This is a genomic window from Anabaena sp. FACHB-1391, from assembly GCF_014696755.1.
GTDB lineage: Bacteria > Cyanobacteriota > Cyanobacteriia > Cyanobacteriales > Nostocaceae > Dolichospermum > Dolichospermum planctonicum.
On the sequence record NZ_JACJQS010000006.1, the window covers coordinates 97,889 to 110,984 of the forward strand.

General features: G+C 34.3%; 14 protein-coding genes. 10 read left to right on the forward strand and 4 right to left on the reverse strand.

From position 1 onward, the window contains the following. Positions 1-33: 33 nt before the first annotated feature. Positions 34-1,506, reverse strand: a complete 1,473-nt coding sequence (locus H6F62_RS04580) for a TldD/PmbA family protein (RefSeq protein ID WP_137908113.1) — start codon at positions 1,504-1,506, stop codon at positions 34-36. Positions 1,507-1,805: 299 nt separating this feature from the next. Between H6F62_RS04580 and H6F62_RS04585 the strand changes: the two genes are divergently transcribed. Further along, positions 1,806-2,990 carry an AAA family ATPase gene (locus tag H6F62_RS04585; protein WP_137908114.1) on the forward strand — a complete coding sequence of 395 codons (1,185 nt, stop codon included), beginning with the start codon at positions 1,806-1,808 and terminating at the stop codon, positions 2,988-2,990. Beyond that, positions 2,980-3,732 (forward strand): hypothetical protein, encoded by a 753-nt coding sequence (locus tag H6F62_RS04590; RefSeq protein WP_347238697.1) that lies wholly within the window; start codon positions 2,980-2,982, stop codon positions 3,730-3,732. The genes H6F62_RS04585 and H6F62_RS04590 overlap by 11 nt, the downstream gene beginning before the upstream one ends. Positions 3,733-3,913: 181 nt before the next feature. Here the strand turns inward: H6F62_RS04590 and H6F62_RS04595 are convergent, their stop codons facing one another. Continuing rightward, positions 3,914-4,126 carry a hypothetical protein gene (locus H6F62_RS04595; protein ID WP_190371443.1) on the reverse strand — a complete coding sequence of 71 codons (213 nt, stop codon included), beginning with the start codon at positions 4,124-4,126 and terminating at the stop codon, positions 3,914-3,916. 264 nt (positions 4,127-4,390) lie between these two features. Between H6F62_RS04595 and H6F62_RS04600 the strand changes: the two genes are divergently transcribed. From H6F62_RS04600 to H6F62_RS04615, 4 genes are all read left to right on the forward strand, one after another. Beyond that, positions 4,391-6,550, forward strand: coding sequence for a Tex family protein (locus H6F62_RS04600; protein ID WP_190371444.1), 2,160 nt, complete (start codon positions 4,391-4,393; stop codon positions 6,548-6,550). 44 nt (positions 6,551-6,594) lie between these two features. Continuing rightward, entirely contained in the window at positions 6,595-6,924 is a 330-nt protein-coding gene (locus H6F62_RS04605; protein ID WP_028091706.1) for a 2Fe-2S iron-sulfur cluster-binding protein, read from the forward strand. A gap of 156 nt (positions 6,925-7,080) precedes the next feature. After that, a complete protein-coding gene (locus tag H6F62_RS04610) occupies positions 7,081-7,449 on the forward strand; it encodes a phage holin family protein (RefSeq protein WP_137908118.1) in 369 nt (122 codons plus the stop codon). Positions 7,450-7,480: 31 nt separating this feature from the next. Beyond that, on the forward strand, positions 7,481-7,672 hold the full coding sequence (locus tag H6F62_RS04615; protein ID WP_028091704.1) for a YqaE/Pmp3 family membrane protein: 192 nt from the start codon (positions 7,481-7,483) through the stop codon (positions 7,670-7,672). Positions 7,673-7,958: 286 nt separating this feature from the next. Here the strand turns inward: H6F62_RS04615 and H6F62_RS04620 are convergent, their stop codons facing one another. After that, entirely contained in the window at positions 7,959-8,735 is a 777-nt protein-coding gene (locus H6F62_RS04620; protein WP_137908119.1) for a histidine kinase, read from the reverse strand. 295 nt (positions 8,736-9,030) lie between these two features. Here H6F62_RS04620 and H6F62_RS04625 point away from each other — a divergent pair, with 295 nt between their 5' ends. From H6F62_RS04625 to H6F62_RS04640, 4 genes are all read left to right on the forward strand, one after another. Further along, on the forward strand, positions 9,031-9,255 hold the full coding sequence (locus tag H6F62_RS04625; RefSeq protein WP_190371445.1) for a hypothetical protein: 225 nt from the start codon (positions 9,031-9,033) through the stop codon (positions 9,253-9,255). A gap of 17 nt (positions 9,256-9,272) precedes the next feature. Continuing rightward, the gene (gene petJ, locus H6F62_RS04630) at positions 9,273-9,599 is read left to right on the forward strand and encodes a cytochrome c6 PetJ (protein ID WP_190371446.1); all 327 of its coding nucleotides are present in this window, start codon (positions 9,273-9,275) and stop codon (positions 9,597-9,599) included. Positions 9,600-9,612: 13 nt separating this feature from the next. Continuing rightward, positions 9,613-10,632 (forward strand): aldo/keto reductase, encoded by a 1,020-nt coding sequence (locus H6F62_RS04635; RefSeq protein ID WP_190371447.1) that lies wholly within the window; start codon positions 9,613-9,615, stop codon positions 10,630-10,632. Between the two features lie 214 nt (positions 10,633-10,846). Continuing rightward, positions 10,847-11,707, forward strand: coding sequence for a hypothetical protein (locus tag H6F62_RS04640; protein ID WP_190371448.1), 861 nt, complete (start codon positions 10,847-10,849; stop codon positions 11,705-11,707). Here the strand turns inward: H6F62_RS04640 and H6F62_RS04645 are convergent. Then, positions 11,682-12,995, reverse strand: a complete 1,314-nt coding sequence (locus tag H6F62_RS04645; RefSeq protein ID WP_137908123.1) for a site-specific DNA-methyltransferase — start codon at positions 12,993-12,995, stop codon at positions 11,682-11,684. The two genes, H6F62_RS04640 and H6F62_RS04645, sit on opposite strands and share 26 nt — an antisense overlap. Between the last annotated feature and the right edge of the window lie 101 nt (positions 12,996-13,096).

The window sequence follows — 13,096 nt, forward strand, 5'->3', positions numbered from 1 at the left end:
TCCAAAATCCAAAATCTAAAATCTAAAATTTAGTTATCTGCCACCAACAGTAATAGAATCAACCTTAATATGGGGTTGTCCAACTGTGGTGTAAATGCTACCGCTAACTGAACCACAAAAGCCGGGAGCTAGTTCTAAATCTTGGGAACATAGGGAAATTTTGTTCATAATTTCCTTAGCTTCACCGATGAGGGTAGCACCTTTTAATGGTTTAGTGATTTTACCATTTTCTATTAGGTAAGCTTCATCAACGCTAAAGTTAAATTGACCAGTAGGTCCGACACTACCGCCTCCCATTTTCTTACAATAAATGCCTTTATCAACGGAGGCAAATAGGTCTTCTGTTGTGTGTTCACCACAATCAATGTATGTATTTCGCATCCGACTAGCGGCAGCAAAGGTGTAATTTTGACGGCGGCCACTACCTGTTCTGGGGTGTCCAGTCCGCACTGAACCGGTTCTATCCGCTAAGAAGTTTTTGAGAATGCCTTTTTCAATTAATAATGTTCTTTGAGCGGGCATTCCTTCATCGTCCATGTCAATAGTCCCAAAGGCATTTTCTGCCCGTCCTTCGTCCCAAGCGGTCAGGCTTTCATGGGCAATTTTTTCACCTTTTTTATCGGCAAATGGTGTGGTTTTGTGTTCAATTTGGGTGGTTTCTAAAAGGTGTCCACAGGCTTCATGGAAAATTACACCGCCAAAATGATTGGCCATGATAATGGGGTAAGTTCCTGATTCTACGTAATCTGCGTACAGCATTTTACCAGCAGATTCGGCGATTTGTTCGGAGGCTTGTTGATAATCCCAGGTTCTCAGGAAGTTAGCGTCACTGGTATTACCCGCCCGTTCAGCAATAGAGGAACGGTTAGCACCGTCAGCACAAAGCAGATTAAAGCCCACGGACTGGGTAAGGCGGATATCACGAGCAAATGTACCATCACTGCCAGCAACTAATACTTCTTGCCAGTCACGGAAGTAGGAAGCGCGGCGAGATTGGACGTGGGTAGCTTTTTTGTTCAGTTGGGCTGTACCATCAAGGAGGACTTCTCCCATTTCCCGGATAGAACTACATAAGGGTAGCCAACCGTCTTTACCGCGTTTGCTGGCGTAGTCTCTGAGTAATTCTAGGTTGATTTCGGGAATGAAACCACTAGGACCTGGTAATTGTAGTCCCAAAATAGAAAGTGCTTTTTCTAAAGCTGCTTTTAAACCCGCAAATGTGAGGTTATTGGTGCTAACGTAGCAGTCAGCTTTACCGCGAAATACGCGCACTCCTGCACCAGTAGCTAAACTGGGGGAAATGCTAGTAATGGTGTCATCTTCCGCTAGACAACTAATGTAGTTGCGGCGTTCTAGGAAGTATTCTACAAAATCTGCCCCAGCGGCGCGTCCTAGTCCTAAAAGGGTTGCCAGGGGGGCTTCCCAAGTGTCATCGAAGCGTTCTGTGGTGGAGGAATATTGTAAACTGGGGAGTTGATTCGAGAGAAGTAGGGTGTTTGTAAGCATGAAGTGCCTCGTCTGCTGGCGTTATCTATAGATGTAACTGAAATAATCCTGGTGTGTTCAGTCTAACAAATCTATGAAAGCCATTGTTGGCATTTAGGCTGTAGGGTTTTCCGCCATATTGTCTTTTAAGATGGGGTGAGTGGACATTCTAATTAAGATAATGATGTAATCTAATTCTGATTTTATGTTAATGTTGGGTTGAAGTATTGCTGTGAAACATAGTTAATTCTCACTTTTTGTGACTTTTTATTTAAAATAATTGCGTAGTTACTAAATTGACTAATATACTGGAGATATTTATGACCCTTAAACTAATATCCGCAAAAATTAAAAATTTTAAAAGCTTAGGAGATGTGGATTTAAATTTCAGGGATCTAACAATTTTGGTAGGGGCTAATGCTAGTGGTAAATCCAATTCTTTAGAAGCATTACGCTTTCTCAGTAAACTTTTAAAAGACCAAGAACTTCCTTCTCTAAAATATATGGATAGCATCTTAAGGGTGGGGGAAAAACAAACATTTTATCAAATTCTTATAGAAGATGATGAAGATAATAAAGCTAAAATAGAATATAGTTTGGTACTTAGTATCAGTGAAAATAATACTTTAATTAATAGGGAGTATCTTTTAGTTAATGAAATTGAAGTAATTAATATTATTGATGGTAGAGGAAAAGTGAATGATGAAAATGGCGAAAATTCTCAACCATACGAATTTTCTGAAGGTGATGGACTCACATTAGCAGATGTAGGTAAATATGGTCATAAACCGATTACAAAAAAGTTGGCAAGCTATATAAAAGATTGGAAATTTTATGATGTAGATCCTGATAGCGTCAGGATACATTCTAGAATTACTAAATTCAATATGATTTATAAATCTTTACAACATGATGAAAGAATACCTAGCCTTGATACTGACGCTAGTGAAGTTGAAGAGGTTTTACAATACTGGGCTAGACATGATAAAAATAAGTTTGATAAAGTGAGTCAAGAACTGTATGACTGTCTGAAAATTAAGTTACGGTTAGATGATGTTGCAGAACCACTTATTAAAGTTATTGAAGAGGATGGTAAAAAAATAGCTTTATCTAATATGTCAGATGGGACTCTGAGATTGATAGCTTATTTTATCATGCTTTATCAATCTGATGTTCCAACTCTCATTGGTATTGAAGAACCTGAGAGAAATTTTCATCCTGGTATTTTACAAGATATTGCTGATATGATCAAAAAGTTATCCAAGAGAACACAGGTGATTTTTACAACCCATAGTTCTCAATTATTAGATTGTTTTTCTACTGAAGAAATATCATCTGACATTTCGGTAATTCTTTTAAATCAGAAAGGAGAAATTGGAACACAAGCTTGTTTATTGGATAAATTAGCAGAAAACCGAGATGATCTTTCCGATTGGATGAATGATTTTGGAATAGGTAGCGCGATTTATCATAGTCACTTAATTGAAGGAGTTTGTGCCAGTTAATATGCCTAGTATTCGTCTTTGGGTGCCGGAATCTGATTATGATAGTAAAGCAGTCGGTTGTATTGCTAACAAAATAGTCGCGCTTTATGGTGGTGATATAACAATCCAACTTGCCGATAAACAAGGTTTTAATAGGGCTACAAATCCAAAAATTCAAGATGGTTTAAAGAAGGCAGTTGATGCTTACTTAAAAAATGATGTTTTAGTCATCTTTCTGTTCGATTCCGATGGAACACAATCGCAAAATCAAAGACGTAGAGAAAAAAATTCTCTGGTTAATCGAATTGAAGAAGTTGTTAACTTATTTGAAGGAAGAGTAAAATTTTTTCCGATGGTTCAAGAACTTGAAGCTTGGTTATTAGTTGATTATTTGGGTATATGCTGCTTTTTTACCAAAAATGCTGATCATCGAAATAATAGAAAATGGATAGACTTTGCTAATAGTAAACAACGTGGGCAAACAGATTTAATAGCAGAAGCTGAATCAGGTGGAAGGGGTGCAAAAGAATTTTTAGTAAAGGCATCACGAGAAATATTAATTAAGCATAATCCTAATCTCCAGGATAAACCTAGAAATTTGAAAGAAAGTCAATATGAAGAAAGTCAATCATCTAAAATAGCAGAATATATTAAAATTGATTACGAAACTCTGGGAAGAAATAAATCATTGTTAGATTTTGCCAACTGTTTACAACATTTAAAGGAGAATAAACAAGGATTTATAGATGATATTAATTATTAGTATTTCAATAAAATACAAAGGTTTTTAGCTCTAACTGAACTATCTAGTTTCCAACTGACTATATTTTATCCAACTATCAACACCCTCATTCCCCTTAATTATTATCTTTGACAGAGGGTGGATAATTGCCGACTTGATTTTATTTTAGATTTAACTTGCTAAAGTTCCTGAAAAAATTGGCTTAAAACCAATTTTTCTTCAGTAATTTGTTACTAACAATGACCACAAACATCAACAGACCAAACTGAACTTGCCAAGGCGCTAATACTAAACTCACAATGAAAATGATAGCTGTGAAAACACCAGCAATATTGGTAATTTCATCATCCTTTCTTTGGAAAAGATAGCCAGTAATTACACCCATAGATAATGTCATTAAGAAAAATAAAGGCATTTGCACTCACCTCTAAACTACGAACTACTGTTTAATACCAGTAGATTTGCGCCATTTTCAGCAACGTTATTTATGTTATACTTAACTAAGGAAAAATGGCAATACATTCAATATTAAGCCATAGTGCAGCTATTGGCAAATAGTCTCATGATGTGGGATATAAAACTAATAACGTGACTGACAACCCGATTCTGAGTTAGGTGATATAATAATACCTATTGACGCTAATATAAATTTCTCGAACTTCTTTAATTGAAATCACAGATGTTGAATATTTCTCAACTCCTTGCAAGTGAACTAAAACTTAAACCCCAGCAGGTACAAAATGCACTGGAACTTTTAGCCGAAGGGGCAACAATTCCCTTTATTGCGCGTTATCGTAAAGAACGAACAGATGAAATGGATGAAATGCAATTACGGGATTTACAAGATAGATATAATTACTTAACGGAATTGGAAGAAAGAAAAAAAGTAATTGTCAATGCGATCGCTCAACAAGATAAACTTACTCCAGAACTCAACACAAAAATAGCATCTTGTTTACAAAAAACTGAACTGGAAGATTTATATTTACCCTATCGTCCTAAACGTCGTACCCGCGCTACCATTGCTAGAGAAAAAGGTTTAGAACCCCTGGCAATATTCATTAAATCGGTGAATGTGAAAAATGCGATTTCTGTATCCTTGGAAGCAGAAGCAGCAAAATATATTTCCGAAACTTTAGGAGTAAAAAATGCAGATGAAGCTTTAAAAGGTGCATCGGATATTTTAGCGGAAGAAGTAGCAGATAAAGCCGAATTACGGGCATATATCCGGGATTTTTTCCTAGAAAATGGGGTATTTATTTCTCATATCAAAGATGAACATCCCGAAGGGACGACAAAATTTGAAATGTACCGAAATTATCAAATTAAAGTCAAAAATATTGCTCCTCATAATATGTTAGCTTTATGTCGAGGAGAAGAGGAAAAAATTCTCAGTTTTGAAATTGCTTTTGATGAAGATTTTGTTCTGGGTTATTTAGAATTTCAGGAAGTTAAAACTAAAGTTCGCAACCTGCGCGACTTTTATCAAGGAATGTTAAAAGATAGTTTTAATCGCTTAATGAAAACCTCATTAATTAGCGAAGTTATCAAAGATAAAAAAACCTATGCTGACATAGAATCAATCAAAACCTTTGAGACAAATTTGCGAGAATTGCTGTTATCAGCACCAGCAGGGATGAAACCAACAATGGCTATAGATCCTGGTTTTAGAACCGGGTGTAAAGTAGCTATTTTAGATGAAACTGGGCAATTTTTAGAATATCAAGCCGTGTTTCCCCACCAAGCAGCAGAACAACGCCAAAAAGCGGCACAAACTATCAAAAAATTACTGGAAAAATACCAAATTCAATTAATAGCTATTGGTAACGGTACAGCTTCACGGGAAACAGAGGAATTTATCGCCGAAATATTACCAAATATAGCCCATAAACCAGTTAAAGTTATGGTAAATGAATCTGGTGCATCTATATATTCTGCTAGTGAAGTAGCAAGGGAAGAATTTCCTGATTTAGATATTACCGTGCGGGGTGCAATTAGTATTGGTCGCAGATTACAAGATCCTTTAGCCGAACTAGTTAAAATAGATCCTAAATCAATTGGTGTCGGACAATATCAACATGACGTTGATCAAAAATTACTGAAAAAGAAATTAGATGAAACTGTAGAAAGTTGCGTTAACTATGTGGGTGTAGATTTGAATACTGCCTCCAAAGAACTGCTAACATTTGTTTCAGGAATCACCCCAACTATAGCCAATAATATTATCACCTATCGCAACGAAAATGGAGCATTTACAAATCGTCGTCAACTTTTAAAAGTAGCAAAATTAGGACCAAAAGCTTTTGAACAAGCCGCAGGTTTTTTAAAAATTCGTGATAGCGAAAACCCCTTAGATAATACCGCAGTTCATCCAGAAAGTTACCCTTTAGTAAAATCTATAGCTGCTGATTTAGGAATATCTTTAAATCAAGTTACACAAATTGCGGAAAACCTGAAAAAAGCCAACCTCAAAAAATACGTAACCGATACTATCGGAGAACCAACCCTGCGCGATATTCTCAGGGAATTGGAAAAACCAGGAAGAGATCCTCGTGCTGAATTTAAATATGCTACCTTTAAAGCTGGAGTTAAGGAAATTAGAGATCTAACAGTAGGAATGGAACTAGAAGGAATTATTACCAATGTTGCTAATTTCGGTGCTTTCGTTGATATTGGAGTACATCAAGATGGTTTAGTGCATATTTCCCAACTTGCTGATAAATTTGTAGATGATCCCAAAAAAATTGTTAAAGTTGGACAAGTCGTTAAAGTACAAGTTTTAGAAATCAACGAAAAACTCAAACGCATAAGTTTATCAATGAAAGGAATCAAACAATAAGTTAATTCTCTCTGGGACTATGACTGAAAAAATCTTAAATTAGTATGGCCATTTATCAAATTCAACTCATCAACCCTAACCTAAAATTGAATCGCACCATTCAAGTACCAGATGATCAATATATAATTGACATAGCGGAAGAAGTTGGTATTCGTTTACCATCAGGTTGTAAACAAGGAGAATGTTCCGCTTGTATTGCTAAACTTATTAGTGGAGAAATTGATCAAAGTGAGCAAAAATTTCTGCGTCTCCAGGAAATTCAAGCTGGTTATGTTGTTACCTGTGTCAGTTATCCCTTATCTGATTGTGTATTAGAAACTCATCAAGAACAGGTTTTATATAAATCTTCTCTTTACTATAGTAATCAAACTTAACGGGATTTAGATCCCTGACTTCTTTAAGAAATCGGGGATCTTTTCTTTTAGTCTAACCTAAGATAGATCAAGATTCTACCTAAGTAAAGATGTCAAATATTAATCTATATTTAAAAATAGTAAATAGCACTGATATTGCTGTTACTGAGGTAAAAAATGTTGGGATATTTTTTCATCGCACTTGCTACAGCTTTAAGTTTGTTGATTGTTGATTTAGTTGTTCCTGGAGTAGATATTGCTAACTTTCCCGCAGCTTTAATTGCTGCTGTTGTCATTGGTTTAATCAATAGTGGAATTAAACCAATGATTAATATCTTATCTTTACCCTTGACATATCTCACATTAGGTGGTTTTTCCCTAATTGTCAACGGAATTTGCTTTTGGTTAGCATCAGTTTTAGTTCCAGGTTTTCAAGTTCAAGGATTTATTGCTTTTATTATCGGTCCTGTAATTCTGTCTTTAGCTAATACATTTCTTAGCAAATACTTCGCAGAAAAAGGTTTTCAGTTACAAGATAGTCAATAGGTAAACCCAATTTGAAAAATAGGAAATATCCATGAACTTATTGCGTATACTTCTCGGTTTATTTTTACCTCCTTTGGGGGTTTTCCTTACAGTTGGATTTGGTCCAACTTTGTTAATTAATATTTTGCTTACCCTCCTGGGTTGGCTTCCTGGTAGCATTCATGCGGTTTGGGTAATTGTCAAGCATGAAGAAAACATTAATAGAGAGGAAGGTACTTATTAATTTTGTAGGGTGCGTTATCAACGCACCTTTATCTTTATATTTTTATATTAAATATATGAAATTAATGAGAATCAGAATGGTGCGTTACAAAGACAGCTAACACACCCTACAGGTTAAGATATTTTCTTAATTTTTCTTAATTTTAATTTAATTGGAAGTCTCTAATAGAATAGGTTAATAGGTTATAAATAAAAATAATATAAATAAAAATAATGAGTAAATTAAAAATTATCAAAATTAATTTACTCATTTATGTAGAAATTTTGAGAAAACAAAATTGCGGATATTAAGCCCGAATATCTTTATCTTTAAATAAATCAGCCGTTGCTAATAGTAACTCCCGCAAAGTTTGTTTTAATTGACGTTCTTGTTTAGCTATTGCTGAACCTGCTTCTGCTAATTTCTGTTCTAACAGGGAGTATTTTTCCTTTACTTGTAAAGTAATAGATTCAGCTTGTGGATGGGATTTATCATACCATTGTTTTGCTTCATTCAAATAATCTTGTACTTCTTGATTACTTCCGCTATAACGCGCAAATAAATTTGCTCTGACAATTGCTAATTGTGCTTGTAATTGTGCATAACGTTTTCTTAATAATCCCACTTCTTCACTATCTTTAATAGAATTAATTGCTGAATTAATAGCAATTTTGGTATCAACAGATTTATCTTGACTTGTTTCTACTATCTTTGTAAAAATTCCTTCAATTTCAGTTTGTAGTTTTTCTTCCTCTTGATCTAATTTTGCTTGTAACTGCTTTATTTCTGCTTGAGTTTGAACGATATTTGAGTGTTTTTTCAGATTTATCGCTTCCATAGCACCTTCAATTGAAGCTACTACCCCCTCCTTAACTTCACTGCTTTTCTCCTGTAAATTATCAACGACAGTAGAAACAGCATCATTAACTAAATTACTCAGTTCATGAGAACCTTCTTGAAATTCAGAACTGACTTGAGAAACAGCAGATTTGACAATTTCTCGAATGCGTTCAGACTTTAATTGTCCTGTTTCTTTAGCTTGACGTAAATCTAATTGAATTTGTTCTTTAATGTTCTTATTCATGGCCATATTTAATGAAGATATCAGGCAATACTTATATTCAGTATGGTAAAATATTTTTGTTATTAACACTCCCTAAAGATAGAAAATCATATCTATCTCAAGGTAGTATATTCGGCGACTAAAAGTCGCTACTACACAAGCAAAGTCCGTCTACCCGGACTCAGGAATGAGAAATTTCTAACCCACCTGGGTGGGTTTTGTCTGTATAGCCGCGAATTTCATTCGCCAGGGTTATTAGTTAAATGTTGCCAATTTATGAAATAATTAATATTGATCAATAAATAAATTTTAAATTATGTGGCAGGTAAATATCACTTGTGATGATCAAGCTTGGAAAGTTTCTGGTGTTGAATTTAAGAAAATAGCAGAAAATTACAAAGGTGAATTAATGGGTTCTAAAAAAATGCCCGACGGAAAACGCATTATGTCTTATAAAATTGAAGATATCAGCGAAGCCGAAGCTTTTGCAGAAGAATGTACAAAATTTGTCGGTTTTACAGGAGATTTTGCATCTTTATGAAAAAAATGGTAACAAAAATGGTAACATTGATATTATTCACTTTTTGCTTGTGGATAATTAATTCTACTTCACCAGTTAACGCCTTAAATACTTCTCAAGGTGCAAAAATTTTTGATTTCCATTGTGCTGGTTGTCATATTCATGGAGAAAACATCATTAGACGCGGTAAAAGTTTAAAAAAGAATGCACTCAAAAGATATAAAATGGATTCTTTGGAAGCAATTACAGCTATTGTCACCAATGGTAAAAATAATATGTCAGCTTACAAAGAAAGATTGACAACAGCGGAAATTCAACAAGTTGCAAATTATGTTTTGGAACAAGCAGAAAAAAACTGGAAATAACAATATAAACAATATGATTTTACCTCAAGAAAGCTATTTACAATTTACCCCGAATTTGAAAATTTGCCGAATTTTAAATGGAATGTGGCAAGTTTCGGGAGGACATGGACGCATTAACCCCAAAACTGCGATTGAGTCTATGTTTCAATATGTTGATGCTGGTTTTACAACTTGGGATTTAGCAGACCATTATGGACCAGCAGAGGACTTTATTGGTGAGTTTCGTCGTCAATTAATCGCAACTCGTGGAGAGGAAGCTGTTAATCATATTCAGGCTTTTACAAAATGGGTTCCTCGTCCTGGGAAAATGACGAAAAAATTGGTTGAGGAAAATATTGATATCTCTTTGAGAAGAATGAACGTTAAATCATTGGATTTAATGCAGTTTCACTGGTGGGAATATCGAGATCCTAATTATTTAGATGCTCTCAAATATATGGTAGAATTGCAAACAGAAGGTAAAATCAAACATTTAGCTTTAACTAATTTTGATACAGAACATTTGCAAATTATTACCGCAGCAGGAATCAAAATTGTTTCTAATCAAGTGCAGTTTTCTCTCGTAGACAGAAGACCACAGGTAAATATGGTTAATTTTTGTCAAGAACATGATATTAAATTGTTTACCTATGGTACTGTTTGTGGTGGTTTGTTATCAGAAAAATATTTGCAAAAACCAGAACCTAAAGGCTCAGAAATAAATACCACCAGCTTGAGAAAATACAAACAAATGATTGATAATTGGGGTGGTTGGGGACTATTTCAAGAGTTACTAAATACCTTAAAAACCATTGCTGATAAACATCAAGTGAGTATTGCTAATGTGGCTGTAAATTACATTTTAAATCAGCCAGCAGTGGGGGGTGTAATTGTCGGCGCTAGATTGGGAATTGCAGAACATTTGTCAGATAATGCTAGGGTATTTAGTTTCAATTTAGATGCAGAAGATATCGGGAAAATAGATGCAGTTTCTCAACATTCGCGGGATTTATATCAACTAATTGGTGATTGTGGAGATGAATATAGACGATAATTGAATAATAACATCCCCGACTTCTTTGATATTATTGTCAATATATTATAGATTTATATTAGAAGTTGGGGATCTAAACACTAATATCGCATACCTCACCGCAAAAATCGGACAGTTTCCCCCCAATATCACTTTTTTGAGAAAGACCTGGACAAGAATACCACTATTGTTTATATTAAAAACCTGTACTGATCATAAAAATAAGGAAATAATTTTGACTACATTTGCTAGTTATAAAGCAACAGCATCTAAGTGGATTACTATATTTGATTCCCCTTTTTATCCAGATTACTTAGATGATGCTAAAATGCTTTATGAAGAAGTACAAGTACGCTTTATAGAACTTGTTGATAAAGCACAAACTTCTACAGAATTACTGGAGATGATTGCTAAAGAACATAATCCTTTACGAAATCAATTACTGAGAATCTTTCGTAGATACGTCTCTCCAGATACATCAGTTGAAATGACTAAAAAGAAAGGTAACATTCCTAATATTATCATAAACTTTAGTGATAAATTTCGTCCGATAGAGGAAGTTAAACGAAATTTGCAAAGCCGTCCTATACCTGATGAAATTCTCATGGCACTTCTTTTTGAATATAAGACAAAAGGAAAAAAAGGGTATGATTTAACAGAAAGTTTTTTCTTATGGTTTAATAAGGTATTTAGCCAAAATTATTCTATCCAAGGACCGGTTCGCGCAGGGAAAGACGTAATGTTGCATAAGGTTTTGAATAAGTTTCCATATCAAATTCCTGCGGATATGTTAATCTCCCGCTTAGATGGAACTCCATTAGTAGTTGGATTTGCTCGTTATGACTCCGACAGGGGAGGTTCTCAGGAAGATGATAGAACAGGTGGCAATCGAGATAAAATAACAGAAATTTTGGGTTATGCTAAGACATACAATTTACCATTAAAAGTATTGATGCTGAATGATGGTCCTGGATTACTTCTAGGTTCTATGTGGAATGATTACGCTAATTTAGAAAAATATGGACAAAGTAGAGTGATGGTTTGTACTTTGAAAATGTTAGACGAGAGACTTACACAAGGCTGGTTAGATAGTTAAGTTTACTATGCCAATTTTTGATGATTTGATCAGAAATTAACTCTAAACTTTCTGATTCTTCAATATACAAGTCTAAGCCTGTTTTTAAAATTCTACTAACGTCAATTAAGTTTATTTGTTTATATTTACAACCATCATTTTTGCCATTAACAAAATCACCCATTACTTCACTACCATTAACTAAACGTTGAATTATAGTATCAATAGATAATGGAGAATTATCAATACTTATCCATTTTCTACCTAATTCTTCAGCTACAGTTAGAGTAGTTCCACTTCCCGCAAAGGCATCTAAAACAATATCTCCTAGATTTGATGAAGCCATAATTATTCGTTTGATCATCTCTGAATTTTTCTCCGTTGGATAACCAGTGATTTTAATATTTTGATTGTGAGCGTCTTTAAAATCAAGCCAAATGTCTTGAATTGAAATCCCCTGACTATTATCTAAATATACTTTTCGTCTAGGATTACCTGTTGAAGACCAATATATTTCCCCTCTTGCATCCATTTCATCTAATGTTTCTGGTGTATATTGCCAATGTTTACCGGGAGGTGGTAAAATACCCCTCCAAGGTTGACCACTTGCTCCTTTTCTTACCCCTGGAGCATGAATAGGAACTTTTTTATATAGTCTTCCTGTTCCTTCTTCCACATATTGATATTCTTTTTTAATCGAGTCTTCTGTCCAAGCTTCAAAAGGTTGATTCCATACATAATTATCTGTTTTTGTATAAAAAAGAATAAAATCAGCAACATTACCATATTGTTTGCGTGTATAGTTTTTAGGATTACATTTTTTTCTCGTAATCCAATTACGAAAATTTTTAACTCCAAAAATTTCATCCATGATAATTTTTACAGGAAAAGCCATTTTTTCATCTAAATGTAGATAAATAGAACCTGCTTCTGATAGAATTTCTCTGATTAAGATTAGACGTTGACGCAAAAATTCTAAATATTCTGCACCTTCCATGAGATCATGATAAGCATGATTGCTATTACGAGACTCAAAACTGCTACCTGTGGAGTATGGAGGATCAATGTATACTAAGTTAATTTTTCCGGCAACATTCTCATTATTTAATAATGTGCGAAGAACGTTTAAATTATCGCCATATATTAATTGATTTCTAGGATATCCTTCAACGCTAATTATATGATTTAAGTTAGCTGGCTGAATTTTCAATATATCTTCTACAGGCATTTTTCCTTCATATTCAATTCGGAAAGATGTCGTATTTTGTTTGTGATTACGTCCATTTTTACTAGGTATTCCCGTTGCCATATTGTTTAAAATTTTGACTTTTTTATAATTATACTATTAAGATACTTTGTAATCAACATAGCTTTTTGTGTCTCGCAATCTTTCGTAGAGATCCCACTCGC